25 protein-coding genes are annotated in these 25,617 nt (G+C 72.2%); 7 read left to right on the top strand and 18 right to left on the bottom strand.

What is annotated here, in order from left to right; translation table 11 throughout:
• Positions 1 to 23: 23 nt before the first annotated feature.
• Positions 24 to 2,333 carry an ATP-dependent DNA helicase RecG gene (locus tag AC1DPN_RS05265; protein WP_477083638.1) on the bottom strand — a complete coding sequence of 770 codons (2,310 nt, stop codon included), beginning with the start codon at positions 2,331 to 2,333 and terminating at the stop codon, positions 24 to 26.
• Positions 2,334 to 2,336: 3 nt separating this feature from the next.
• Positions 2,337 to 3,824, bottom strand: coding sequence for a DAK2 domain-containing protein (locus AC1DPN_RS05260; RefSeq protein ID WP_477083637.1), 1,488 nt, complete (start codon positions 3,822 to 3,824; stop codon positions 2,337 to 2,339).
• 308 nt (positions 3,825 to 4,132) lie between these two features.
• Between AC1DPN_RS05260 and rpmB the strand changes: the two genes are divergently transcribed.
• Positions 4,133 to 4,324: a 50S ribosomal protein L28 gene (gene rpmB / locus AC1DPN_RS05255; protein WP_029289091.1), complete on the top strand. Its 192-nt coding sequence runs from the start codon at positions 4,133 to 4,135 to the stop codon at positions 4,322 to 4,324.
• Positions 4,325 to 4,421: 97 nt separating this feature from the next.
• Complete coding sequence (locus tag AC1DPN_RS05250) at positions 4,422 to 4,946, top strand: N-acetyltransferase family protein (protein ID WP_477083636.1); 525 nt, start codon at positions 4,422 to 4,424, stop codon at positions 4,944 to 4,946.
• Between the two features lie 35 nt (positions 4,947 to 4,981).
• Here the strand turns inward: AC1DPN_RS05250 and AC1DPN_RS05245 are convergent, their stop codons facing one another.
• A complete protein-coding gene (locus AC1DPN_RS05245; RefSeq protein ID WP_477083635.1) occupies positions 4,982 to 5,971 on the bottom strand; it encodes a thiamine-phosphate kinase in 990 nt (329 codons plus the stop codon).
• A gap of 74 nt (positions 5,972 to 6,045) precedes the next feature.
• Between AC1DPN_RS05245 and AC1DPN_RS05240 the strand changes: the two genes are divergently transcribed.
• The gene (locus AC1DPN_RS05240; RefSeq protein WP_477083634.1) at positions 6,046 to 6,495 is read left to right on the top strand and encodes a DUF3515 family protein; all 450 of its coding nucleotides are present in this window, start codon (positions 6,046 to 6,048) and stop codon (positions 6,493 to 6,495) included.
• Positions 6,496 to 6,502: 7 nt separating this feature from the next.
• On the opposite strand, the gene AC1DPN_RS05235 is transcribed toward AC1DPN_RS05240, so the two are convergent.
• Together AC1DPN_RS05235 and AC1DPN_RS05230 are read right to left on the bottom strand one after the other, a co-directional pair.
• Positions 6,503 to 7,570 carry a fatty acid desaturase family protein gene (locus tag AC1DPN_RS05235; protein WP_477083633.1) on the bottom strand — a complete coding sequence of 356 codons (1,068 nt, stop codon included), beginning with the start codon at positions 7,568 to 7,570 and terminating at the stop codon, positions 6,503 to 6,505.
• Positions 7,571 to 7,918: 348 nt separating this feature from the next.
• Entirely contained in the window at positions 7,919 to 9,052 is a 1,134-nt protein-coding gene (locus AC1DPN_RS05230) for a D-alanine--D-alanine ligase family protein (RefSeq protein WP_477083632.1), read from the bottom strand.
• Between the two features lie 169 nt (positions 9,053 to 9,221).
• On the opposite strand from AC1DPN_RS05230, the gene AC1DPN_RS05225 reads away from it, so the two are divergent.
• Positions 9,222 to 10,340 (top strand): trans-sulfuration enzyme family protein, encoded by a 1,119-nt coding sequence (locus AC1DPN_RS05225; protein ID WP_477083862.1) that lies wholly within the window; start codon positions 9,222 to 9,224, stop codon positions 10,338 to 10,340.
• Between the two features lie 22 nt (positions 10,341 to 10,362).
• On the opposite strand, the gene AC1DPN_RS05220 is transcribed toward AC1DPN_RS05225, so the two are convergent.
• The 6 genes from AC1DPN_RS05220 to leuC form a co-directional block, all read right to left on the bottom strand.
• Complete coding sequence (locus tag AC1DPN_RS05220; protein ID WP_477083861.1) at positions 10,363 to 11,361, bottom strand: NAD(P)H-dependent glycerol-3-phosphate dehydrogenase; 999 nt, start codon at positions 11,359 to 11,361, stop codon at positions 10,363 to 10,365.
• Between the two features lie 5 nt (positions 11,362 to 11,366).
• Complete coding sequence (locus AC1DPN_RS05215) at positions 11,367 to 12,131, bottom strand: lysophospholipid acyltransferase family protein (RefSeq protein ID WP_477083631.1); 765 nt, start codon at positions 12,129 to 12,131, stop codon at positions 11,367 to 11,369.
• Between the two features lie 20 nt (positions 12,132 to 12,151).
• Positions 12,152 to 13,480, bottom strand: a complete 1,329-nt coding sequence (gene murA, locus AC1DPN_RS05210; protein ID WP_477083630.1) for a UDP-N-acetylglucosamine 1-carboxyvinyltransferase — start codon at positions 13,478 to 13,480, stop codon at positions 12,152 to 12,154.
• Positions 13,481 to 13,574: 94 nt separating this feature from the next.
• Positions 13,575 to 14,201 (bottom strand): HU family DNA-binding protein, encoded by a 627-nt coding sequence (locus tag AC1DPN_RS05205; RefSeq protein WP_477083629.1) that lies wholly within the window; start codon positions 14,199 to 14,201, stop codon positions 13,575 to 13,577.
• A gap of 96 nt (positions 14,202 to 14,297) precedes the next feature.
• A complete protein-coding gene (gene leuD, locus AC1DPN_RS05200; protein ID WP_477083628.1) occupies positions 14,298 to 14,963 on the bottom strand; it encodes a 3-isopropylmalate dehydratase small subunit in 666 nt (221 codons plus the stop codon).
• A gap of 25 nt (positions 14,964 to 14,988) precedes the next feature.
• Complete coding sequence (gene leuC / locus AC1DPN_RS05195; protein WP_477083627.1) at positions 14,989 to 16,443, bottom strand: 3-isopropylmalate dehydratase large subunit; 1,455 nt, start codon at positions 16,441 to 16,443, stop codon at positions 14,989 to 14,991.
• 106 nt (positions 16,444 to 16,549) lie between these two features.
• Here leuC and AC1DPN_RS05190 point away from each other — a divergent pair, with 106 nt between their 5' ends.
• The 3 genes from AC1DPN_RS05190 to AC1DPN_RS05180 all read left to right on the top strand — a co-directional run bounded on the left by AC1DPN_RS05190 (position 16,550) and on the right by AC1DPN_RS05180 (position 18,428).
• A complete protein-coding gene (locus tag AC1DPN_RS05190) occupies positions 16,550 to 17,269 on the top strand; it encodes an IclR family transcriptional regulator (RefSeq protein WP_028046824.1) in 720 nt (239 codons plus the stop codon).
• 2 nt (positions 17,270 to 17,271) lie between these two features.
• A complete protein-coding gene (locus AC1DPN_RS05185; RefSeq protein WP_477083626.1) occupies positions 17,272 to 17,502 on the top strand; it encodes a hypothetical protein in 231 nt (76 codons plus the stop codon).
• A 71-nt stretch (positions 17,503 to 17,573) separates the two neighbouring features.
• The gene (locus AC1DPN_RS05180; protein ID WP_477083625.1) at positions 17,574 to 18,428 is read left to right on the top strand and encodes a LysR family transcriptional regulator; all 855 of its coding nucleotides are present in this window, start codon (positions 17,574 to 17,576) and stop codon (positions 18,426 to 18,428) included.
• 64 nt (positions 18,429 to 18,492) lie between these two features.
• Here the strand turns inward: AC1DPN_RS05180 and AC1DPN_RS05175 are convergent, their stop codons facing one another.
• From AC1DPN_RS05175 to AC1DPN_RS05145, 7 genes are read right to left on the bottom strand one after another with little or no spacing between them, the layout of a single operon-like run.
• Positions 18,493 to 19,548, bottom strand: a complete 1,056-nt coding sequence (locus AC1DPN_RS05175) for an LLM class flavin-dependent oxidoreductase (protein WP_477083624.1) — start codon at positions 19,546 to 19,548, stop codon at positions 18,493 to 18,495.
• Positions 19,548 to 20,360 carry an alpha/beta hydrolase gene (locus tag AC1DPN_RS05170; protein WP_477083623.1) on the bottom strand — a complete coding sequence of 271 codons (813 nt, stop codon included), beginning with the start codon at positions 20,358 to 20,360 and terminating at the stop codon, positions 19,548 to 19,550. Before AC1DPN_RS05170 ends, AC1DPN_RS05175 begins: the two co-directional genes overlap by 1 nt.
• Positions 20,361 to 20,388: 28 nt before the next feature.
• Entirely contained in the window at positions 20,389 to 22,083 is a 1,695-nt protein-coding gene (locus AC1DPN_RS05165; RefSeq protein WP_477083622.1) for an FAD-dependent oxidoreductase, read from the bottom strand.
• 11 nt (positions 22,084 to 22,094) lie between these two features.
• The gene (locus AC1DPN_RS05160; RefSeq protein WP_477083621.1) at positions 22,095 to 22,931 is read right to left on the bottom strand and encodes an ABC transporter ATP-binding protein; all 837 of its coding nucleotides are present in this window, start codon (positions 22,929 to 22,931) and stop codon (positions 22,095 to 22,097) included.
• Positions 22,921 to 23,760, bottom strand: coding sequence for an ABC transporter ATP-binding protein (locus AC1DPN_RS05155; RefSeq protein WP_477083620.1), 840 nt, complete (start codon positions 23,758 to 23,760; stop codon positions 22,921 to 22,923). The genes AC1DPN_RS05160 and AC1DPN_RS05155 overlap by 11 nt, the downstream gene beginning before the upstream one ends.
• Before the next feature lie 9 nt (positions 23,761 to 23,769).
• Positions 23,770 to 24,621, bottom strand: coding sequence for an ABC transporter permease (locus AC1DPN_RS05150; RefSeq protein WP_477083619.1), 852 nt, complete (start codon positions 24,619 to 24,621; stop codon positions 23,770 to 23,772).
• A 2-nt stretch (positions 24,622 to 24,623) separates the two neighbouring features.
• Complete coding sequence (locus tag AC1DPN_RS05145; RefSeq protein ID WP_477083618.1) at positions 24,624 to 25,616, bottom strand: ABC transporter permease; 993 nt, start codon at positions 25,614 to 25,616, stop codon at positions 24,624 to 24,626.
• Between the last annotated feature and the right edge of the window lies 1 nt (position 25,617).

Below are 25,617 nucleotides of genomic sequence, written 5' to 3'. Positions count from 1 at the left end.
CGCCGTGCCGCGGTCGCTACGCGTCACGTCTGGCCGAGGAACTCCTCGCGACCGTCGGCCAGCTGCGTGTCGATCGCCCCGCGCAGCGCGGGCCACCGGGTCAGCTCGGGGTCGGCGTCGACGAGCCTGCGCGCGTCCTCGCGGGCCCGGTCGATCACGGCACCGTCGCTGGTGACGCGCAGGAACCGCAGGGCGCCGCGGCGGCCGGACTGTGCGGCGCCGAGCACGTCGCCCTCGCGCCGCAGCAGCAGGTCGACGTGGGCGAGCTCGAACCCGTCGGTGGTCGCTGCGAGCGCCTCGAGCCGCCTCGCCGCGGTGCTGCCGTCGGCCACGTCCGCGACGAGCAGGCAGATGCCGGGCTCGCTGCCGCGCCCGATGCGGCCGCGCAGCTGGTGCAGCTGCGAGAGGCCGAACACGTGCGCGTCGAGCACCACCATCACGGTCGCGGCCGGCACGTCGACGCCCACCTCGATCACGGTCGTCGAGACGAGCACGGGGGTCTTCCCCGACGCGAAGTCGGCGATCGCCTGGTCCTTCTCCTCACCGGACATCCGGCCGTGCAGGAGCCCGACGGCAGCGCCGCCCAGCCGGTCGTCGTGCCGGAGCGTCTCCACGACCTCGAGCACCGCCCGCAGGGGGCGCTTGGCGGGTCGGGCGCTCGGTCCCGTGGCCTCGCCGACCGTCGTCGGCTCGTCGTCGAGGTAGAGGTCGTCGCCGTCGTCCTCGTGCGCGAAGTCGTCGTCGTCCGGGTCGATGCGCGCACACACGACGAACGCGCGCCCGCCGCGCGCCACCTCCTCGCCGACGCGCCGCCAGGACCGGTCCATCCACGCCGGGTTGCCGACCGGGACGACGTGCGTCGTGATCCCGCTTCGCCCCGCGGGGACCTCGCGCAGCTCGGAGATCTCCAGCTCGCCGAACACGGTCATCGCGACCGTGCGCGGGATCGGTGTCGCCGTGGTGACCAGGAGGTGGGGAGCGTTCTTCGCCTTGGCCAGCAGCGCGCCACGCTGCTCGACGCCGAACTTGTGCTGCTCGTCGATCACGACGAGCCCGAGGTCGGCGAACTGCACCGGGCTCGACAGGAGCGCGTGCGTGCCGACGACGATCCCCGCCTGCCCGCTGGCGGCGTCGAGCAGGTTGACCTTGCGCTCGGCCGCCCCCTGCGCACCGGTGAGCAGGGCGACCCGCGTACCGATCTCGGAGCCGCCGAGCATGCCCCCCTCGGCCAGGTCGCCGAGCAGGTTGCGCAGCGTGCGGACGTGCTGAGCGGCCAGGACCGACGTCGGGGCGAGCATGGCGGCCTGCCCGCCCGCGTCGATCACCTGGAGCATCGCCCGCAGGGCCACGACCGTCTTGCCCGAGCCGACCTCACCCTGGAGCAGCCGCTGCATCGGCCGGTCGAGGGCCAGGTCGGCGCTGATGTCCGCGCCTGCCACGAGCTGGCCGGGCGTGAGGTCGAAGGGCAGGCGCGCATCGAACGCCTCGAGCAGCCCGCCGGGCCGCGGCGGGCGCGCAGTGGACGCCTCCCGCTGGGCCCGCGCGCGCCGCCGGGCGAGCTCGGTCTGCAGGACGAACGCCTCCTCGTAGCGCAGGCGCGCCTGCCCGCGGTGCACGTCCGCGTCCTCGCGGGGGACGTGCACGTCCCGCAGCGCTCGCAGGCGCGACCCGAGCCCGCGCTGCTCGCGGATCTCCTGCGGCACCGGGTCGGGCACGTCGTCCTCGGTCAGCGGGTCCAGCACCCGACGCAGCGCGGCGCGGATGGACTCCGAGTCGAGGCCCTTGGTGGCGGGGTAGATCGGGATCGGCCACTCGGCCTCTTCCATCGCCCGCGCCTCGTCCTCGACGGACCCGAGGATCTGGTAGACCGGGTTGGCCAGCTGCAGGCGGCCGTTGAACACGTTGATCTCGCCGGAGAACAGCCCGAGCTCCCCGACGACGAGCCTGGCCAGGTGCCACTTCGCGACGCCCTCGTTGGCCGTGAAGATGACCAGGCTGAGGGATCGCGTGCCGTCCGTGATCGTCGCCTCGACCCGCGGCCTGCCGGTACGCGCGGCGTGCTTCATCTGCGCACCACGGACCCGGGCGACGAGCGCGACGTTGAGCCCGATCGCGAGGCTCGCGATGTCGGTGACCTCGCGCGAGTCGGCGTACCGCCACGGGTAGTGCACCAGCAGGTCGGCCTGGGTCTCGAGGCCGAACGCGACGAACTTCTTGGCCTCGGTCGGGCTCTTGGCCGGGACGGGCTGCTGCAACGGGTCGACGACCGTGTGCACGCCGTCCTCGTAGACCAGGCCGCTCGGCGGAGTGCGGACCTTGCGCGATCCGGCCACGGCTCAGTCCAGCCCGATCAGGACGGCAGGCCCCCGACCGGTCGGCCCGACGACCGTGGGCTCGACGCCGAGCTGGTGCTCGGCCAGGAAGGCCGCGAGCTCGTCGAGCAGCTCGCCCGGGTCACGCAGCAGCACGGTCAGGCTCTCGACAGGCTCGGTCGCGGATCGCAGCAGAGCACCGGCGGCGTCCCGGACGGCCAGCGGCGTCACCGGCCCGTCGAGCTCGACCGCGCGGAGCCGACCGAGGGCCTGGTGGGCTGCGGACAACCCGGCGTCCGACGTCGTCGCGAGTGCGAGGGTCGCGACGGCGACCCGGAGCTCGTCCCCGGCGTCGAGCACCTCGACCTCCGGGTGCGCGGCGACGAGCCGGGCGACCTCGTCGTCGGCGACGGCATCCCCCGCCAGGACGGCGACGCGGGAGGTGCCGGCGTCGGTGACCGCCCGCTCGAGATGGTGCGCCGTGACGGCGGCCTCCGCGCAGCGCACGACCGTGACCGCCCCCGCGGACGCGTACCAGCCGGCGAGGTCGGGCGAGCTCGTGCAGACCACGACACCACAGCGGGGGTCGTCGGCGCGCGCCGCAGCCCCGTGCGCGGCGACGACTAGGCGCACGAGCACCTGCTCACGCACACCGATGCCGGCCGCGGCGATGGCGGCCGCCGGGTCGTCGGTGTGGACATGCACGTGCCAGGTCCCGTCGCCGCCGACGACCGCGACGGAGTCGCCGAGCGCCGCCATGGCGGTCCGGAGCGTCGGACCGAGGTCGCCGTCGGCGCTGACCAGCAGCATGACCTCGTAGGCGCCGCCCACCGGGTCGATGGGCCACCTCTCGTCGCGTGCCGCGGGCAGCCACGCGAGCGCGTCCGTGCTCGCGGGCTGCTCCCCGACCACGCGCGCCAGGGCGTCCAGCATCACGAGCAGCGCGCACGCCCCGGCGTCCACGACGTGGGCTGCGCGCAGCACAGGGTGCTCGGCGCTGATCGCGGCCAGTGCCCGGTGCGCATCGGCCACGACCGAGCCGAGCATCGACGCCAGGTCCGCGCCCGCGTCGGCTGCCGTAGCGGCACTGCGGGCGACCGCGTCGGCGAGCGTCAGGATCGTGCCCTCCTGAGGCTCCTGCATCGACCCGCGCGCGGCACGTGCCGCGGCAGCGAGGCACCGGGCGACGTCGACGGTGTCTGGATACGCGGGCAGGCCCTGCGCGAACCCGGTCAGGTACTGGCTGATGATCACGCCGGAGTTCCCGCGGGCTGAACGCATGGCACCCCGGGCGAGCAGACGCATGGCGTCCCGCACGTCCTCGGCCTCGGCGGCCGGACCGACGTCCAGCGCCTCGACCCCGCCGGTCACGGTGAGGAGCACGTTCGTCCCGGTGTCGGAGTCCGGTACCGGGAACACGTTGACCGCGTCGATCCGGTCGCGGGACCCCGCGAGCGCCGCACGGGACGCGTACGCCCAGGCGCGCACCGCCGCTGCATCGAGCCGCTCCACCGCACCTCCGTGGTCTCCGTCGTGAGCCAGTCGTGGGCCAGTCGTGGGCCACAGTCTTCCGTCCGTACGGGTCCCCACCTTGCAGCATCGGACCCACATTTGGGTCGACGTGCCGGATGGGCTAGTCTTGACCGGTTGCCCGGCCACGTCGGGCACTGGTGGTGTGCCCCGCAGCGGCCCCCGGATCTATCTGATCTCCCAACAGAGACGGTACAGAGACGGTTCGCTCGTGCGCTCTCACCCACGAAGGACCCCATTGACTTAGCCGCGAACCAGCGGCACATCCGCAAGAGCAACAGGAGAAGACCGTGGCTGCCAACTGCGACGTCTGCGCCAAGGGCCCGAGCTTCGGGCACAGCATCTCGCACTCGCACGTGCGCACGAAGCGGCGCTGGAACCCGAACATCCAGCGCGTCCGTGCCGTCGTCGCGGGGACGCCCAAGCGTCTCAACGTGTGCACGTCGTGCCTCAAGGCCGGCAAGGTGCAGCGCGCAGTCTGACGTCATGTCGGCGTCCTTCGGGACGCACCGCCAAGGCCCACGAGGTTGTCACCTCGTGGGCCTTCGCCATGTCCGGTTGGTGTGGCAGGGTGACGTCATGGTCGAGCAGCTGGACGACGTGACGATTCGCCCCGCCGCCGAGAGCGACGCGGCCGACATCGCCTCGGTGCACGTGCGGTCGTGGCAGGAGGCGTACGCCGGGATCGTTCCCGAGGCGTACCTCAACGCCATGGACGCCACCGAGCGGGCCGGCCAGTGGGCCTCGTACCTGCGCGAGGGCCCCTCCGACCAGGTGCTCACGTGGGTGGCACTGGCCGGGAACCAGGTGGTCGGGTTCGCGACCGTCGGCCCCAGCCGAGACGAGGACGCCGGCCGTGGCGACCGGGAGATCTACTCGATCTACCTCGACCCGGGCACGTGGGGGCACGGGGTCGCCCGCGACCTCATGCGCACGCTGATCTCCTCCGTCGGCGACAAGACGCCCATCTCCCTGTGGGTGCTCGCCGACAACGAGCGGGCCCGACACTTCTACCGTCGGCACGGCTTCCAGGCGGACGGCGTGGACCGGTACGACGACGTCGGCGGCGCGAGCCTGCTCGAGGTCCGCTACCGCCGCCGCTGACGCGGCCCGAGTCCGGCGGCTCGGAGGCGGCCGGCTCACGCGTGCGGTTGCGCGCCCCCGAAGTGGTCCCACCCCGACGTCCGCGAATGCTCTGCCCCCGCGACGAGCACCGTCGGGGCACCCTCGCGGACGCGGCCGACGACCCGGAACGGCGGCGGCAGCACCGCGTCCGGCGGGAAGGTCGCCAGCAGACCGTGGTCCTCTCCCCCGTCGAGCACCCAGCCGCGCGCCGACGCCCCGAGCAGCACCGCGGCAGCACCGAGCCTGGCGACGTCCGCGGCGAACGAGTCCGCCGGGTCGTCGAGGTCCAGCACGACCCCGCTCGCACGAGCGATCCGCCGTGCGTCGCGGACGAGACCGTCGGACACGTCCATCATCGCGGTCGCACCCGCGACCGCTGCCGCCGGCCCGGCCTCCAGGGGGGACCTCGGGTGCAGGTAGGCACCCACGAGCTTGTCGTCCGCCCCGCGGGAGGCAGCGTCGAGCAGCGCCAGCCCGGCCGCCGACCACCCCGCGACGCCCGCGTGCGCGACCACGTCACCCGGCCGCGCGCCGGAGCGGAGCACGGGCGCCCGACCCTCCAGGTCCCCGTGCGCGGTCACGGAGACGACGAGCACCGGCCCGCCCGACAGGTCCCCGCCGACGACGCCCACACCGAGCGGCCCGCACTCCTGTGCCAGACCGCGCGCGAGCCCCTCGACCCAGGACACGGGCAGGTCCGCCGGGATCACCAGCGCGACGACCACGCTGGTCGGCCGGGCCCCCATGGAGGCGACGTCCGCGAGGTTCTGCACCGCCGCCCGTCGGCCGACGTCCTGGCCGCTCGACCAGGCCCGGCGAAAGTGCCGGTCCTCGACGAGGACGTCCGTGGTCACGACGAACCGCCCGTCGGGGGCTGCGACGACGGCGGCATCGTCCCCGGGTGGCAGGAGGGTGTGGGCACCCGCGGGCAGCAGCGGGAAGATGCGGGCGAGGAGCGCCTCCTCGGACAGCTCCGAGACGAGGGGGCCGTCGCTGGTGGTCACCCGGACACGGTAGAGGGTCGCGGGCTCGGCGGGGTTACCGTGACCCCGTGCGGAACCGACGACTGAGGACTCCGATGGCCGTCGTCGGAACCGTGACCGTGCTGGCCGGCTGCACGGGCGCCGTCTCGGCCGACGTCGCACCGCACGCCACCGACCCGGTCTGCGCGAGCGTGGTCCTCGCGATGCCCGACTCCCTCGGCGAGGGTCTGCCGCAGCGGGACACCACAGCTCAGGCGACCACCGCGTGGGGCGACCCGACGCACCCGATCGTCCTGCGCTGCGGCGTCGAGCCGCTCGGCCCGACGACGGAGCACTGCCAGACGGTCGAGACGCCCGACGGTCCGAGCATCGACTGGGTGGCGGTGCAGAACGACGACGAGAGCTGGACGCTGACGACCTACGGGCGTGTGCCGGCCGTCGAGGTGCACGTACCGGCATCCGTCGCGACCGCTACGGGCACGTCGTACGTCGACCAGCTCGGCCCCGCGGTCGCCCTGACCGCGCAGGAGCGTTCCTGCCTGTAGCGGGAGCTCAGCGGCCGTACTGTGCGGCGACGGGGCAGTCGAACGCCCCACGGTCGGCCAGGCCGACGTTGTTGAGGTACTTGACGATGATCCGGTACGACGCGAAGAAGCCGACCTCGGTGTACTTCACGCCGAGACGCTCGCAGTACTCGCGCACCACGGGCTGGACCTTCTTCAGGTTCGGGCGCGGCATGCTCGGGAACAGGTGGTGCTCGACCTGGTAGTTCAGGCCGCCCATCGCGAAGTCGACGGCCGTGCCACCGCGGATGTTGCGCGACGTGATGACCTGGCGCCGCAGGAAGTCGACCTTCATCCCGGCGGGGATGATCGGCATGCCCTTGTGGTTCGGCGCGAAAGAGCCACCGAGGAACACCCCGAAGAGGGCCATCTGCAGGAAGAAGAACGCGACCGCCTTGCCGGGCGGGAGGAGCACCAGCAGGAGCGCGACGTAGACCACGAGCCGGCCGCCGACGATGGCGAGGTCGACCTTCCGGTTGGCCACGGGTCCCTTGGCGGTCAGCGCGCGGATGCTCGAGATGTGCAGGCTCATGCCCTCGAGCGTGAGCAGCGGGAAGAAGAACCAGCCCTGGTTGCGACCGAACCAGCCGCGCAGACCGGGACGCTGGTCGACGACGTCGGACGTCCACGCGACGACGCCGGGAGCGATGTCCGGGTCGGAGCCCTGCTGGTTGGGGCTGGCGTGGTGCCGGTTGTGCTTGTTGCGCCACCAGGACGCCGAGAGCCCGACGAAGCCGCCGGCGATGATCCGCGCGGTCCAGTCGTTCCAGGCGCCCGAGGTGAAGATCTGCCGGTGAGCGCTGTCGTGGCCGAGGAACGCGAGCTGGGTGAGCACGATCGCAAGCACGGCGGCGACCGCGAGCTGCCACCAGGAGTCACCGATGAGGACGACCGCGACCCAGACGCCGGCGAACGCGGTCGCGGCCAGGATCATGCGGGTCCAGTAGTACCCGTAGCGGCGCGCCATCAGGCCGGACTCGCGGATCTGCGCGGCGAGGGCCGAGTAGTCGCTGGCGTTGCGGGCTTCGACCGTCGCGGCCGCGCCGTCGGGGCTCATGCGAGACGCTCCGAAACGTTGCGGCGGGCGGGCGTTGCGAGATGCACGACGCTCAAGTCAGTCACAACCGATCCGGGGCCGGGCCGCCCGATGCTGGGCGGTCAGTACGGTGCACGGGCCGCGTGGCCTGTGCGGAAGACGCTGGTGGGCGTCCCGACGGTGATGGGACACGCGCCGATCCGCGACGTCCCTGTCGCGGGTCGGTCCACCACGAATGCCCAGACAGTACGTCACGCACCTGTACTCGTGGGGACTTTCGTTGCCTCGGGAATACAACTCGTGGGGCTGCCCGAGGGCGATCCGGGGGTCCGCCGCCGGGTCGTCACGTCGCGGCTCGTGCCGTCGACCTCAGCGCAGTCCGGTCGGACGCTCCAGAGCGAGGCAGATCAGCTCGTCGACGAGCTCCTGGTACGACACCCCCGACGCCTGCCACATGCGCGGGTACATCGAGAACGGCGTGAAGCCCGGCATCGTGTTGATCTCGTTCACCACGACCTCGCCGTCCGGCATCACGAACACGTCGACCCGCGCCAGGCCCTCGCACCCGACGGCCTCGAACGTGCGCACGGCGACGTCCCGCACCGCCGCCGTCTCCGCGTCGGTCAGGTCGGCCGGGCAGGCCAGCGTGACGCCCGCCTCGTCGAGGTACTTGGCCTCGAAGTCGTAGAAGGTGTGGCGCTCGTCCGTGACGACGATCTCGCCCGGCAGCGAGGCGCGCGCGCGTTCGCCGTCGCGGCCGCCCAGCACGCCGCACTCGATCTCGCGCCCGACGATCGCCGCCTCGACGATGACCTTGGGGTCGTGCTCCTGCGCCGTGCGGATCGCCGCCGCGAGGTCCGCCAGGTCGGTCACGCGCGTGATGCCCAGGCTGGACCCGGCCCGGGCGGGCTTGACGAAGAGCGGGAGCCCGAGCCGGGCGATGCGCTCGGCGACGCCGGCCGGATCGCGGTCCAGCTGGCCAGGAAGGACAACCTCGAACGGTCCGACGGTGAGCCCGTGCCCCGCCAGGACGAGCTTCATCATGTGCTTGTCCATGCCGACGGCGGACGCCAGCACGCCCGCGCCGACGTACCGGACGTCGGCGAGCTCGAGCATGCCCTGCAGCGTGCCGTCCTCACCGAACGGGCCGTGCAGCAGCGGGAACACGACGTCGACCTCGCCCAGGACGCGCGGCAGCTGCCCGCTCTCGAGCACCTGGACGTCGCGGTCGTCGACCGCCTGCGGCAGCAGGACGTGTGCCGCTGTGTCCTCCACCTGCGGCAGCCGACCGTCGGTGATGGCCCACCGGTCGGGGTCGTCCTCGGCGAGGACCCACCGCCCGGACGGCGTGATGCCGACGGCAAGCACGTCGTAGCGTTCCCGGTCGATCGCGCGCAGCACGCCGCCCGCCGTCGCGCAGCTGATCGCGTGCTCACCGGAGCGGCCGCCGAACAGCACCATCACCCGGGGTCGGCGGGTCGGGAGGTCTGGGGAGGTGTCCATCGGCCCGAACCTTACCCGGCCGTCGGGTCGCGGAGCGTGGCAGCGTCGTGGGCCCTGGCACGACCGCTCCCGGTAACCTGCGGCTGTGACCTCAGAGCAGCCCGGCGACCTCTTTCCCGCGGCCCTCGCTGTGAGCGGGCGTCCCGCGGCAGCCGAGGGTGCAGGCGACCTGTCCCCAGCGACCCTCGCCGTGAGCGCGGGTCGTCCGGCGCGGTCCCAGGGCGCGTCGTTCAACCCTCCGATCGTGCTCTCGTCGACGAACGTCTCGCAGGGCGTACCCGCGGCGGGAGAGCTGCTCTACGGACGCATGGACACCGACGCCTGGCACCCGTTCGAGGAGGCGCTCGGACTGCTCGAGCGCTCGAGGCACGCAGCGCTCGTCTTCAGCTCGGGCATGGCGTCCGTCGCGGCCGCGTTCTCTTTGGTCCCCGACGGAGGCCGGCTCGTCCTGCCCCGCCATGCGTACCAGGTGACCATCGGCTTCGCGCAGGACCTCGCGGCCCGGCACGGCGTCGACGTCGTCCTCGTCGACATCGACGACACCGACGCCGTGGTCGCGGCGCTGCCGGGTGCGTCGATGCTCTGGATCGAGTCGCCGACCAACCCGATGCTCGAGGTGGCCGACCTGCCGGCCCTCGTCGAGGCAGCGCACGCCGTCGGCGCGCTCGTGGGCGTCGACAACACGTTCGCGACGCCCCTCGTGCAGCGCCCGTTCGAGCACGGCGCCGACATCGTCATCCACTCCGTCACCAAGTACCTGGCCGGCCACAGCGACGTCGTGATGGGCGCCGCGCTGGCCGACGACGACGACCTCCATGCCCGGCTGCACGCGCACCGCACGTTGCACGGCTCGATCGCCGGGCCGTTCGAGGTGTGGCTCGCCCTGCGCGGCCTACGCACGCTGGCGCTGCGGGTCGAGCGCGCCCAGGCCAACGCCGTCGAGATCGCCCGTCGCCTGTCCGAGCACCCCGCCGTGGCCGAGGTCCGGCACCCTGGCCTGCCCACCGATCCCGGGCACGACCGGGCGAGCCGTCTGATGAACGGGTACGGGTCGATCATCGGCATGCGCCCGCACGGCGGAGCCGCCGCCGCCGACGCGGTCGTCGCTCGCCTGGAGCTCTGGGTCCCGGCGACGAGCCTCGGGGGGGTCGAGTCCAGCCTGGAACGCCGCCGTCGCTTCGCCACCGAGTCCGTGACCGTCCCCGAGGACCTCCTGCGCATGTCGGTCGGCATCGAGGACGTCGAGGACCTCTGGACCGACCTGGACCGCGCGCTGCGGACCTCGTGACCGGCTCGGCGAGCGAAGCGGTCTAGACGCCCTCGGCCTTGTGCGGGCGGGCGAGCAGCAGCGCGGCGAGCTGCTCGACCGGCAGCCCCTCGTGCAGGACGCGGACCACGGCGGACGTGATCGGCATCTCGACGCCGAGCGAGGTGGCCAGCTCGAGGACGGAGCGCGACGACTTCACGCCCTCGGCGGTCCCCCCGGTGGCGGCGACAGCCTCGTCGAGGGTCATGCCGCGGCCGATGTGCCCGCCGAGGGTGTGGTTGCGGCTCGCGGGCGAGGCGCAGGTCGCCATGAGGTCGCCGAGGCCGGCGAGGCCCGCGAACGTGTCGGCATCCGCTCCGAGGGCGAGACCGAGGCGCGTCATCTCGACCAGGCCGCGCGTGATGACGGTGGCCATCGTGTTGTAGCCGAGGCCGCGGCCCTGCGAGATGCCGACCGCGAGCGCGATGACGTTCTTCACGGCGCCGCACAGCTCGACACCGACGACGTCGTCGTTCGTGTACGGCCGGAAGTACGCGGACGCGCAGGCGTTCGCCACGAGCTGCGCGGTCGCCTGGCTGCTCGACGCCACGACGGTGGCGGTCGGCTGGCGCTGCGCGATCTCGAGGGCCAGGTTCGGCCCGGAGACGACGGCGATCCGGTCGGCGGGGATGTCGAGGGCCTCCGCCACGACCTCGCTCATCCGCCGGTCGGTGGACAGCTCGACGCCCTTCATGAGCGACACGGCGACGGCGTGCGGGGCGACGGACGAGCGCAGCGGGGTGAGCAGCGCCCGGGCGGACTGCGACGGGATCGCGATCGCGATCAGGTCGGCGCCGTCGAGGACCGCACGGGCATCGGTCGAGGCAGCGATCGACGCGGGCAGCGAGATCCCCGGGAGGTACGCCTCGTTGCGGTGCTCGTCGTTGATCTGCCGGCACGTCTTCTCGTCGCGACCCCAGATCGTGACCTCGCACCCGGCGTCGGCGAGCACCGTGGCGAACGTGGTACCCCAGGAACCCGCGCCGAGAACGGCGGCACGCAGCCCCGTCACGGGGTCTCCGGCCTGGTCGCGCGGTCTCCGCCGACGCGCTTCTCGCCCGGTGCGAGGGGCTTGCGCATGTCGTACCGCTCCGCGGGCGGCTGCTCCCCGCGGATGTCCACGAGCAGCGCCGTGACGGCGGCCATCACGCGCTCGGTGGCCTCGCGCAGCGTCGCGGTGTCCTGCGGCTTGTCGTAGAGGTCGCTCAGGTCCACGGGAGGACCGGCGACGATCGTGAGCGTCTTGCGCGGGAACGGGCGCAGGAGCTTGCCGTACCGATGCAGCAGGAGCTGGGGGCCCCACTGCGCGACCGGGACGACCGGCGCCCGCGTGGTCAGGGCGAGGCGGGCCACACCCGTCTTGCCGACCATCGGCCACAGGTCCGGGTCGCGCGTCAGCGTCCCCTCGGGGAACACGGCCACGCAGTCACCGTCGTCGATAGCCGTGACCGCTGCGGACAACGACTCCGCCGCCGAGACCGTGTTGCGGTAGACGGGGATCTGCCCGGTCGCGTGCAGCACGTTGCGCATCACGGGGACCTTGAACAGCGACGCCTTGGCCAGGATCTTCGGGGCGAACCCGTTCTCCCACAGGAAGTACGCGAACGTCAGCGGGTCGATGTTCGTCATGTGGTTCGACGCAGCGATGAATCCGCCCTCGGTCGGCAGGTGCTCGACGCCGTGCCAGTCCTTGCGGCTCATCGCCCGCAGCAGCGGACGGACGAGGTGCGCGACGGTTCGATACGCGCGATTGGACCTGGCGGGGGGATGCACGGGAGCAGATGCTACCGGGCTCAGACCGGCGACAGCTCGCGACTGAACTCCGCGCCGAGCGCCTCGAGCTTCTCGGTGAACCGCTCGTAGCCGCGGTCGATCAGGCTGATCCCGCGCACCGACGACGTGCCCTTGGCGGTCAGGGCCGCGATGAGGTGGCTGAAGCCGCCCCGCAGGTCCGGCACCTCGATGTCCCCGGCGCTCAGCGGCGTCGGGCCCGAGATGACGGCCGAGTGGTAGAAGTTGCGCTGCCCGAACCGGCACGGCCGCCCGCCCAGGCACTCCTTGTAGACCTGGATGGTGGCGCCCATGCCGACGAGCGCGTCGACGAACCCGAACCGGTTCTCGTAGACCGTCTCGTGGACGATCGACAGTCCCCTGGCCTGCGTCAGCGCGACGACGAGCGGCTGCTGCCAGTCGGTCATGAACCCCGGGTGTACGTCCGTCTCGAGCTGGATCGAGCGCAGGTCGCCGCCCGGGTGGAAGAACCGGATGCCGTCGTCGTCGACTGCGAACTCGCCGCCGACCTTGCGGAAGGTGTTGAGGAACGTCGTCATCTCCGGCTGGGTGGCACCCCGGACGTACACGTCGCCGCGCGTCGCCAGAGCCGCTGCCGCCCACGACGCCGCCTCGATCCGGTCGGACAGCGCGGTGTGCTGGTACCCGACGAGCCGGTCGACGCCCTCGATCCGGATCACGCGGTCGGTGTCGACCGAGATGATCGCGCCCATCTTCTGCAGGACGTTGATGAGGTCCATGATCTCGGGCTCGATCGCGGCGTTGGCCAGCTCCGTGATGCCCTCGGCGCGGACGGCGGTCAGCAGCAGCTGCTCGGTGGCGCCCACGCTCGGGTACGGCAGCGCGATCTTGGTGCCCTGCAGTCGTCGGGGGGCACGGATGTGGATGCCGTTGTCGGTCTTCTCCACCACGGCGCCGAACTGCCGCAGGATGTCGAGGTGGTAGTTGATCGGCCGGTCGCCGATCATGCAGCCGCCCAGGTCCGGGATGAACGCCTCGCCCAGCCGGTGCAGAAGCGGCCCGCAGAACAGGATCGGGATGCGGCTCGACCCGGCGTGCGTGTCGATGTCCGCGACGTGCGCCGACTCGACGTCCGTCGGGTCCAGGTGCAGCGTGCCCGCCTCGGGGTCCGCGTCGACCTTCACGCCGTGCAGCTCGAGCAGACCGGTGACGACGGCGACGTCACGGATCTGCGGCACGTTGCGCAGCACGCTCGGGGTCTCCCCGAGCAGCGCGGCCACCATCGCCTTCGAGACGAAGTTCTTGGCCCCGCGGACCTTGATCTCTCCCGACAGCGGGTTGCCCCCGTCGACGTACAGCAGATCGCTCATTGCCACATCGTCTCCCACCCGCGGACGTGCCCCCGACCGCATCGCGTCTGGCGCGCCGCAGCCGTGCAGAACCTTCACACGTCGGCGCCGAGGCCTACTTCTTCTTCTTGGTGTGCTTGGAGCTGGCCTTGCCGTCGGACTTCGCCTTCTTCTTGGCGGTGGTCTTGGCCTTGGCCGACTTCTCGGCCTTCTTCGCGGCGGCCTTCAGGTCGGCCTTCTTCGCGGCCGCCTTCTTCAGGTCCGCCTTGACCGGCTTGGTCTTCGCGCTCGTGGACTTCGTGGCGGCCTTGCCGGCTGCGGCCTTCTCAGGCACCGCCGCGGCGGTGGTCGCACCGGGTGCCGGGGCTTTCGCCGCCTTCGGTGCGGACGACGTCACCGAGGCCTTCGCCGCCGGTGTCAGGCTACCGACCGGGGCGGCACCGAGGGTCGCGGCTGGCACAGCCACTCCGGCGGCGACACGCGACCGCAGCGCCGTGCCCGGGTGGAACCGGGCGACCGTGACGGCAGGGACGTCGATGGACACGCCCGTCCGTGGGTTGCGCGCCGTACGGGCGGCTCGGGTCGCGGCCTCGAACGTCCCGAAACCCGTGAGCGTCACGCGCTCACCCGCGGCCAGTGCCGCGGTGATCTCGTCGAGGACGGCGTCCACGGCGCTCGACGACGCGGCGCGGCTCCAGCCGCGCGCGGCGATCCGGTCGGCGATCTCAGACTTGCCTGGCATGCTCGTCCCTTCCCCGGCCGACGCATCCGCGTCGAGGCCCGGGTTCACCGTAGCCATATGCGGCGGATCCGGCTGTGGACCCGCCGCAGACGGGCGTCAGGGCTTACGGCCGATCTCGACCGGGACACCCACGGGACGGGCCGCGACGATCTCCACGGGCGGCAGGTGCTTGGCCGGCAGGGTGGCGGGACGCCACGGCTCGCGGGTCGCCTCGAACGCCGAGATCTCGTCGGCGTGCTCGAGCGTCAGGCCGATGTCGTCGAGGCCCTCCATGAGGCGCCAGCGCGTGTAGTCGTCGACCTGGAACGGCACGACGACGTCGTCGCACGTGATCGTCTTCGACTCGAGGTCGACCGTGACCTCGGTGCCCGGGCGGGTCTCGAGGATCTTCCAGATGAGCTCGATGTCCTCCTGCGACGCCTGAGCGGCGAGCAGACCCTGCTTGCCGGAGTTGCCGCGGAAGATGTCCGCGAAGCGGTTCGAGATGACGACCTTGAACCCGTAGTCCTTGAGCGCCCAGACGGCGTGCTCGCGCGACGAGCCGGTGCCGAAGTCCGGACCGGCGACGAGCACGGAGCCGGGCTTGTAGGCGTCCTGGTTGAGGATGAACTCGGGGTCACCACGCCAGGCGGCGAACAGCGCGTCCTCGAAACCCGTGCGCGTCACGCGCTTGAGGTAGACCGCGGGGATGATCTGGTCGGTGTCCACGTTGCTGCGCCGCAGCGGGACGCCGACGCCGGTGTGCTGGCTGAACTTCTCCATGACGAATCTCTCGCTTTCCTGTGGTTCAGACCGTCTGGAGGTCGGTCAGCGGGCTGCCGTCGGGCGTGGGCGCCCCGGTGTCGAGGTCCGAGTAGGACGACAGCGTGCCGCGGATGGCGGTCGCGGCGGCGACGAGCGGCGAGACCAGGTGCGTCCGGCCGCCCTTGCCCTGCCGGCCCTCGAAGTTGCGGTTCGACGTGGACGCCGACCGCTCCCCCGGAGCCAGCTGGTCCGGGTTCATGCCCAGGCACATCGAGCAGCCGGCGTTGCGCCACTCGGCACCGAAGTCGAGGAAGATCTTGTCGAGCCCCTCGGCCTCGGCCTGCAGGCGCACGCGAGCGGAGGCCGGGACCACCAGGACGCGGACGTCGTCGGCCTTGTGCTTGCCCTGGACCACCTTCGCGACGGAGCGCAGGTCCTCGATGCGGCCGTTGGTGCACGAGCCGATGAAGACCGTGTCGACCTTGATCTCGCGCAGCGGCTGGCCGGGCGTCAGGCCCATGTACTCGATGGCCCGCTCGGCCGCCACGCGCTCGTTGGCGTCGGCGATCTCCTCGGGGACCGGGACCGCGCCGGACAGCGGCAGGCCCTGGCCGGGGTTGGTTCCCCAGGTGACGAACGGCTCGAGGTCCTCGGCCAACAGGTCGACCTCGACGTCGAACTCGGCGTCGTCGTCGCTCTTCAGCGTGCTCCAGTACTCGACGGCCGCGTCCCAGTCGGCGCCCTCGGGTGCGTGCGGGCGGCCCTTCAGGTACTCGAACGTGGTCTCGTCGGGCGCGATCATGCCCGCGCGGGCACCCGCCTCGATCGACATGTTGCAGACCGTCATGCGGGCTTCCATCGAGAGCGCGCGGATGGCCTCGCCGCGGTACTCGAGCACGTAGCCCTGACCGCCGCCGGTGCCGATCTTCGCGATGATCGCCAGGATGATGTCCTTGCTCGTGGCACCGGCCGGCAGCGCGCCGTCGACCGTGATCGCCATGGTCTTGAACGGCGCGAGGGGCAGCGTCTGGGTGGCGAGCACGTGCTCGACCTCGCTGGTGCCGATGCCGAACGCGAGCGCACCGAACGCGCCGTGGGTCGACGTGTGCGAGTCGCCGCAGACGACCGTGAGGCCGGGCTGCGTGAGCCCGAGCTGCGGACCGACCTGGTGGACGATGCCCTGGTCCGCGTCGCCGAGCGAGTGGATGCGCACACCGAACTCGGCCGCGTTGTTGCGCAGCGTCTGGATCTGCGTGCGGCTCGTCGTGTCGGCGATCGGCAGGTCGATGTCGAGCGTCGGGGTGTTGTGGTCCTCCGTCGCCAGGGTGAGGTCGGGGCGGCGGACCGTGCGACCCGCGAGCCGGAGACCTTCGAACGCCTGCGGGCTCGTGACCTCGTGCACCAGGTGCAGGTCGATGTAGAGCAGGTCGGGTGCACCGTCGGTGCCCTGCCGCACGACGTGCGCGTCCCAGACCTTCTCTGCCAACGTGCCGGCCATCTTCTCGGTCCGTTCTCTCGTCGTTCTCTCATCCGGGAGTGTGGATTTTCCCGGCTCACCGTTCGTCGTACTTGCATCTCAGTCAGCGAGACGCCAATATCGACCTATGGACAACTCTAGCGGAGTCGGCGTGCTGGACAAGGCCGCATCCGTTCTCAGCGCCCTCGAGGCCGGTCCGGCCACGCTGGCGCAGCTCGTCACCGCCACCCATCTTGCTCGCCCGACGGCACATCGCCTCGCCGTGGCCCTCGAGCACCACCGACTCGTCGCTCGCGACATGCAGGGTCGGTTCGTGCTGGGACCGCGTCTCTCGGAGCTCGCGACGGCCGCCGGCGAGGACCGTCTGCTCGCCGCAGCCGGCCCCGTGCTGGCTGCCCTGCGCGACCATACGGGGGAGAGCGCACAGCTGTACCGCCGTCAGGGTGACCAGCGCATCTGTGTCGCCGCCGCCGAGCGCCCGATCGGCCTGCGCGACTCGATCCCGGTCGGCGCCACCCTGACGATGCACGCCGGGTCCGCCGCGCAGATCCTGCTCGCGTGGGAGGAGCCCGACCGCCTGCACCGCGGTCTGCAGGGTGCCAAGTTCACCGCCACGATCCTGTCCGGCGTGCGTCGCCGCGGCTGGGCCCAGTCGGTGTCCGAGCGCGAGGTCGGCGTCGCGTCGGTCTCCGCCCCGGTGCGTGGGCCGTCCGGCCGGATCGTCGCGGCCGTCTCGGTCTCCGGCCCGCTCGAGCGCCTGTCCCGCCAGCCCGGCCGCCTGCATGCCGCAGCGGTCGTCTCGGCGGCCAACCGGCTGACCGAGGTCCTGCGCCGCACGGCGGACTGACCGTGGCCGTCCGCGGTCCGGCCGCGGCTCGGCGTCGGCAGCGTCGACGAGCGGCCCTGTGGTCGTTCGTCGGTGGCTTCGTCGTCGGCGGCGCACTCAGCGCCCTTGGCGGTGGTGACCTGATCGGCATGCTCGTCGTGGGCGTCTTCCTCGGCGGGTTCTGCGCCGCGGTCGCCGCACTCGTCGTCAGCCTCCTGCCGACGACGTCGGGCGGTCCGCGCGGGCAGCACTGAGCCGTCCCGCAGGGTGAGACGAGTTGGTCCAGGCCTGGTCACCCCCGAACGGGTGCTCCACACTCCCCCGCGTGAACCTCACCCTCGACATCGGTCCGCTGCGCAGCCTCGTGGCTGTGGCGGACTGTGGTGGGTTCCACCGGGCCGCGGCCGCGCTGCACCTCACGCAGAGCGCCGTCAGCCAGCACGTCCGACGCCTCGAGAAGACCGTCGGGCGGCCGCTCGTCGAGAAGGACGGTCGCGGCTCGCGGTTCACGGTCGCCGGTGAGGTCCTCGTCGCCGAGTCCCGTCGGGTCCTGGCAGCCCACGACGCCGCGCTGCGCAGCCTCGGCGTGCGCGTGCCGGTCGCGGAGCTCGTGTTCGGGTCGACCGAGCACGGTGCCGACGACCTGCTGCCCGCGGTCAGCAGTGCGCTCGGGAACCTGCACGGCGGAACGCTGCGCTTCCGGCTCGACCGGACGACCGCGCTCACGCAGGCGGTCGACGGTGGCAGCATCGACGCGGCGCTCGTCCTCGGCAGCACCACGCCGACCGGACACTCGGCCGGGTCGATCCCGCTGCTCTGGGTGTCGGCGCCCGGCTGGCAGGCCGGCCCGATCACGTCGTTCGTCGCCTTCGACGAGCCGTGCGCGATCCGGCGCCGCGCCGTCCAGGTGCTCTCGACGGCGGGGCTGCGCCCGCACGTGGCCGCCGAGTCTCCGCATCTCGCGGGCGTGCACGCGGCCGTCCGCGCCGGGCTCGGCATCACGCTGCTCCCGCTGATCGGTGAGGCGCCTCCCGGGCTCGTCGTCCGGCACGACCTGCCGGTTGTGGAGCCGCTCGACCTCGAGGTTCGCGTCCGTCGCGGCGCCGACCCCGAGATCGGCCGCGTCGCCGCCGCGGCGGTGCGCCGCCTCGTCGACGACCGGGCGCTCGTCGCCGCCTGACGGCTCCCGTCACTGACAGCACCGTCCGCACTCGTGGGCGCACCCACGAGTGCGGACGTCGGTGTCAGACCAGAGCCGGTACCTTCGCGTTCCGGCCCACCAGCGGGAAGACCTGCTCGGCGATCCGCTCGAGCTCGCTGTCCAGGGGCGACGCCTGCAGGAGCACGAGCCCCAGTCCGGCGTCCTCGTAGGCCAGCAGCCTCTCGGCCACCTGCTCGGCGGTCCCGACGAGCCCCGGACGCAGCCCCCGGGTACCGACCGAGTACTCCTGCAGGCTCACCGACCGCTCGAGCTGCGAGTGCTGCACGAACTCCTGGTACGACGCGTAGCTCGCGCCGGCCCCGTCGACGGGCACGGTCGTGATCCGTTCGAGCTCGGCCTGCGCCTCGCGCTCGGTGTCGCGGACGATGACGTAGGCGGCCATCCCCGTCTCGACGAACGGGTCCTTGCCGATCGCCTCACGGCGCCGCGCCATCTCGGCGATCTTGCCGCCGACCTCGTCGACCGTTCCTCCGTGCATGACGTACGCGTCGGCGAACTTCGCGATGGACCCCTTGCCGCCCTCGCTCTCGCCGCCGGCCCAGATGGGCGGGGTGCGCTGCGGCTTGGGCTCGAGGACGGCATCCTCGACCGTGTAGAAGCTTCCCTCGTACCGGAACGGCGTCTCACGCCACAGACCCGTGACGACGTCGACCCACTCCTCGGTGCGCGCGTACCGCTCGTCGTGCACCCCGAAGATCCCGCCGTACTGCTTGGCCTCCTCCGCCCACCACGCCGAGACCACGTTGAGCGAGAGCCGCCCGTGGCTGATGTCGTCGAGCGTCGCCGCCCGCTTGGCGAGGACCGCCGGCAGGTGGAACCCCGGACGCACGGCGACCATGATCTCGACGTGCTCGGTCACCGCCGCGATCCCTGCGGCAAGCTCCCAGGCCTCGAGGCTCGGCGCCGTGACGCCCTTGCGGTCGTTGAGGTAGAGCTCCGGGACGAGGGTCAGGTCGTAGCCGAGCCGGTCCGCCGTCTGGGACACCTTCTTCACGTAGTCGAACGTGGCCGGCATGCCCTCGTCGCCCACGTTGCGCAGGAAGCCGCCGTAGATCGGCGTCCAGTAGCCGTACCGCATCAGATGCCCGTCCCGTCCTGCTCGACCGAGTTCCCGAGCGGGACGCGGACCACGAGGGAGCGGTGCGAGTCGCCGGAGCGGACCCGCTCGAGGAACTGCACGACCGACGCGGCGACGGACCGGTGGGCCGCGTCGTTGAGCACGTCGTGCGCGCCGTCACGCACGGCGAGCAGCTCGGCGTCCGGCCACCACGACAGCGCACGCACGACGTCGCGCAGCGGTGCGACCTCGTCGTCGTGCCCGTGCAGCGCGAGCAGCGGGATCCCGACGTACCAGGGCCCGTCGACGGTGCCCGACGGCTCCCGGGACGCGACGGACGCACCCCAGGCACGCGCCGCCTCGGTGACCTGGCCGAAGGCCCGCGCGTACAGCGGGTCCTCCTCGAGGAGCCCGCGGTGCACGGGGCACGACGTCCGCTGCGCGATCTCGGTCGCGTCGTCCGCGGCCACCGAGACGGCCTCGCCCACGACCGCTCCCGCGAGGATCACGGCGGCCGGGCTCACGAGCCCCTGGCGGACCGCGTCGACGACGACCGCCGCTCCCGCGTCGACGCCGACCAGGATGCGCGGACCCTCGATCGCGGCCTCCTCGGCGTCGATCTCGGCGAGGAGCGAGCTCACCTCGTCGGCGTCGGAGGGCAGCGCGTCGAGGACGTCCACGACGTAGCCGTCGGCGGCGATGCGCTGCGCGAACCGGCCGTAGTGGCCGAGGTGCTCGCCGCGGCCGGGAACCACGAGCAGGGTGCCGCGCGGTCGGACGGTCGACGGTGGCAGGACCCGGACCCGGGTGGCCGTCAGGGTGGAGGAGGACATGGTGGGGGAACCGTTTCTGTGAGGGACGTCAGAGGTGAGCGAGGATCAGCTGGCCGAGCACGACATCGAGCACCGCTGCGGCATCCTCGACGTGGTCACCGCGCCAGGCGACGTGGTGGTCGGGCCGGACCAGGACGAGGTCGGCGCCGTAGATCTCCCGGATGCTCGGGTCGTCGAGGTGCACGACCGACAGCGGGACTCCCCGCGCGGCTGCCGCGTCCTCGAAGGCATGCGTACCCACGGCCTCAGGGGAGAGCACGAGCAGAGCCAGGTCGTGGCCGATCCGGTCGTACAGGGTGTCGCCGAACGAGTCGATGTAGCCGTCGGGCGCACGGTGCCCCGGGCGCGGGTCGAGCACGTACCGCTCGGCGGCCCACGGGTGGTCGTCCTGGGCCTGGCCCGGCTCGTACGCGACGACCGGCGAGTCGTCGTACCGCTCGTCGAACGTCACGCCGGGCGAGGGGGCGTACTGGGCGGAGATCAGCCCGCCGATCAGCGCGCGGGTCGCCACCGCCTCCGCGCCGACGTCCGCGTCGTCGGGCACGCCGAGCCTGCGGATCTCGGCGAGCGTCGAGGCCGACGCCTGCGAGCGCGCCAGGGCGTGGTCGGCGACGCGCCAGTTGTGCGGTCGCCGCTCCCGGTCGTAGGAGTCGAGCAGGGCGTCGCCGCCGTGCCCGTGCAGCACCGCGGCCAGCTTCCAGCCGAGGTTGACCACGTCGCCGAAGCCCTCGCCGAGGTTCCCGCCGGGCGTGCGCACGTGCGCCGCGTCGCCCGCGAGCAGGATCCGGCCCTGCCGGAAGGTGTCGGCGATCCGGGTCGCCCGGAAGAACGACGTGACCGACAGCAGCTCGAGGTCGAGGTCCGGGATGCCGAACGCCGCACGGGCGGTCGCCAGCAGCTCGTCCTGCGACGGCTCCGCCGCCAGTGCGTACGGCTCGGAGTACACCCGCCAGTCGGTGCTGCTGATGGCCGCGAGGAACCCTGAGGCGTGCTGGTTGAACACGATGTTCACACCGCTCGGCGCCGGGCCGACCGCACCGGGCTGCGTGCGAACGACCAGCCGGTAGTGCTTCTCGGTCGCGTACTCCCCCGACCGTCCGATCCCCGCGAGCCGGCGGACCGTGCTGCTGCCGCCGTCGGCGCCCAGGACGTACCGCGAGCGCACCTCCCGGCGTTCCCCGTTGCCCACGACCGTGGTCACGACGCCGTCGCCCGTGTCCTGCACGTCCTCGACGCGCCACCCGCCGGTCACGCTCACGGAGTGCGCCTCGAGGCGCTCCAGGAACACCTTCTGCAGGGCGGACTGCGGGCGGCGGAGGGTGTCCGCGAGCGAGAACGACGTCGACCGCGACTCGGCGAACCCGCGCCGCGGCGGCGCGACGAGGACGTGACCCGCGAGGGAGGTGACGAACTGCGTACCGCGGTTCCACTCGGGTGGGAACGTCCACTCGTCACGGATCTGCTGCAGCAGCCCCCAGCGCCGGAACAGCTCGACGACCCGCGGGGTGTGCCCGATCGCTCCGGCGCGGGCCAGGGACGCCGACGTCGCTGCGTCGACGACGGCGACCTCGACTCCCTGGCTCGTCAGCTCGACCGCTGCGGACAGCCCGACGGGGCCGGCGCCGACGACTAGCACGTCGAGCTCGCTCGGCGGTCTGCCGATGGGGAACTGGACGGTCTCGACCTCGCGGCCGCCGGTCGCCCGGATTGCGTCGTTGGTCATGTCGCCTTCTCTCAGGAGGTGCCGACGAGCGAGCGGAGCTCGTCGCGACGGGCTCGGTCGAGCGAGCCGGTGGTCAGAGTGGGCGCGGAGCCCACCAGGAGTCGGGTGTACCGGTGCTCGGGCCGGTTCACGATCGCGTCGGTCGCGCCCACCTCGACGACCGCGCCCTGGTACAGGACGGCCACGCGGTCGGTGATGCCGGCGACCGAACCGAGGTCGTGGGAGATGAACACGAGGGCGACGCCGGACGCGCGCAGCTCAGCGAGGATCTCGAGCACCTGGACGCGGTTGGCCGAGTCGAGCGCGCTGACGGGCTCGTCGAGGATCACGAGCTCGGGTCCCGTGACGAGCGCGCGCGCCACGGCGACGCGCTGCCGCTGACCGCCCGAGAGCTCGCCGGGCAGCCGGTCCAGGACGTCGACGTCGAGTCGCACCCGAGCGAGGTGCGTACGGACCACGAGGTCGATCTCAGCCCGCGACGAGCGTCCCTGCAGGATCAGCGGCTCGGCGAGCGAGTCCCCGATCGTGTTGTCCGGGTCCAGGCTGCGCAGCGGGTCCTGGAACACGAGCTGGACGACACCGCGACGCCGGAAGTCGCGCCACTGCCGGCCAGAGAAGTCCGTGACCACCTCGCCGCCGATGCTCACCGAGCCGGCCGACGCGGGAATCAGCCCGACGGCCGCGCGAGCGAGCGTGGACTTGCCGGAACCCGTCTCGCCGATGATCCCCACGGTCTCGCCACGCCGGACGTCGAGGCTGGCGCGGTGCAGCGCCTGCGTGCGCGAGCGGCGCGAGCCGTAGTGGACGTCGAGGTCGGTGATCCGCAGCAGCGGAGCGTCAGGCGACACCGGTCAGCTCCTTCAGAGGGGCCGGCGTGAGGAACCGGTCCAGCCCGTACCTGTTGTGCTCGTCGATCAGCAGGCGCGTGTACTCGTGCTGCGGGTCGAACAGGATGTCGTCGGTGCGGCCGCACTCGACGATCGCGCCGTGCCGCATGACGAGGACCTCGTCGCACAGCTGCGCGACGACCGCGAGGTCGTGCGAGACGACGATCAGCGACAGGCCGGTGCGCTCGGTGAGCTCGGTCAGCAGGTCGAGGATCTCCGCCTGCACGGTGACGTCGAGGGCTGTCGTCGCCTCGTCGGCGATCAGGATCTGCGGGTCGAGCGCGACGGCCGTGGCGATCAGGACGCGCTGCAGCATCCCGCCCGACAGCTCGTGCGGGTACTGGTCGTAGACGCGCTCCGGGTTGCGCAGACGCACGATGTCCAGGAGCTCCAGGGCCTCGGCTTTCGCGGCCCTGCGGGACACCCGCTTCTTCACGCGGACGACCTCGGCGATCTGCTTGCCCACCCGGATGGACGGGTTGAGGTACGACGCAGGGTCCTGGAACACGGCCGTGATCTCGGTCCCGCGCAACCGCTGCCAGTCCCGGTCGGACAGGCCCGCGACGTCCTCGCCGAGCAGGTCGATCTCGCCGCCCGACACCTCGATCCGCGGCGGCAGGATGCCGAGGACCGCCCGGCACGTCAGCGTCTTGCCGCTGCCCGACTCGCCCACGATGCCGAGCACGGCACCCCGACGCAGCGTGAGGTCCACGCCCCGCACGAGGTCGGTGCCGTTCGCGGTGTTGGTGATCGTGACGTCACGCAGCTGCAGGACGATGTCGTCGGCCATGAGGATCTCCTAGGCGGTGGCGATGGAGGTGGCGGGGCGGGTGCGGGCGCGGCCGGCCTCGCCGGTCACGTCGCGGATGGCGTCGGCCAGCAGGTTGAACGCCCAGACGGTGACCATGATCAGGAGCGTCGGGACCAGCGGCGCGAACGGCTTGTAGCTCAGGTACATGAGGTCGGAGGCGAGCACGCCACCCCAAGTCGGCGCGGGCGGCTGTACCCCGATGCCGAGGAACGTCAGGCTCGAGACGACGACGAATCCGGTGCCCATGGTCGTGGCGAGCGCGATCGACAGCGGCGGCAGCACCTTGGCCCACACGTGCTTGCGCACGACCCAGCCGACCGACGCACCGGACAGCAGCGCGGCCTCGACGTACTGCGACCGGGAGACGGTGAGCGCGGCGGCCCGGGACACCCGGTAGAACACAGGCGAGACCAGGAAGCCGACCGTGAGCATGGCCTGCGGGATCCCGTTGCCCAGCAGCGCCGTGACCGCGACCGCGAACACGAGGAACGGCAGGGCGATGAGCGTGTCGACTAGCCGCAGCGACAGCCACTCGAACGAGCGCCCGAGGTACACCGACAGGATGCCGGGCACGGCGCCGACGACCAGCGCGATGAGGGCGACCTGGACCGCGCCCAGGACGCTCACGGTCGAGCCGGCCAGGATTCGGCTCAGCACGTCGCGACCGAGGTAGTCGGTGCCCAGCCAGTTCGTCGACGACGGACCCGCGAGAACCGAGTCGCCGCCCTCCAGCGGGTCGTAGGGAGCCAGCGCCGGGCCGAAGACGGCGAGGAGCAGGACGAGCGTGAGGATCACCAGGCCGATCCGGCCGCTAGGCAGTGACGCGACGCGTCGGAACATGGTCAGACCCCTCTCGCCGAGGCGGGCGTGATCCGCACCAGAGCGGTGTTGACCAGCAGGTTGAACAGGACGACGACGACGATGGAGACGACGAGGACGCCCTGCACCGCAGGGACGTCGCCGCGCTGGGCCGAGTCCGCGGCGTACTTGCCGTACCCGGCGAGGCCGAAGATCGCCTCGGTGACCACGGCGCCACCGAGCAGGTTCGGGAACTTCATGCCGACCACCGTCAGCGCCGGGCCGATGCCGTTGCGCAGGACGTGCACGAAGAAGATCCGCCGCGGCCCGAGGCCGCGCACGATCGCACCCGTCACGTAGTTCTCGCGGTACGCGCCGATCAGTCCGGAACGCAGCTGGCGCGCGACGTCGGCGATGGTGTCGAAGCTGATCGCCAGCGCAGGCAGCCAGATGTGCTCGAACCACGGTGTGACGCCCTGCCCGATCGGCACGTACCCCGCCGACGGGAACCAGCCGAGCGAGACCGCGAACACCGCGACGAGCGCGATGCCGACCACGAACGACGGCATCACGGAGATGACCGTGGTGAACCCCGTGATCGCCCGGTCGACCCAGGTCGTCTGCCACAGGGCGGCGATCGTGCCCAGCACGAACCCGAGCGTCACACCGATCACGAGGGCCAGGCCCGCGATCGACAGGCTGATGATCGCGCGGCCGGCGAGCGCCGACGAGACGCTCGTCCCGTCCACCCAGCTCAGCCCCAGGTCGCCGTGCAGCACGCCGGTCAGCCAGTTCCAGTACTGCGTGAGGAACGGCTGGTCGAGGCCCCACTGCGCCTCCAGCTCGGCGACCTTGTCGGGGGTCGCCGACTCGCCGAGCTGCAGGTGTGCCGGGCTCAGCCCGCTGAGCTGGCGGAGCGCGAACGTGATGAAGGTGCCCAGGAAGAAGACCGGGACGAACACGGCCAGCGTGCGTCCGACGGCGAGCGAGACGCCGTGGGTGCGAGCCCAGCTGCGGTTGTCGGTCGTGCTGCTCATC

The organism is Cellulomonas sp. P4_H4 (assembly GCF_056400865.1).
This window is presented reverse-complemented; position numbering and strand designations above follow the sequence as displayed.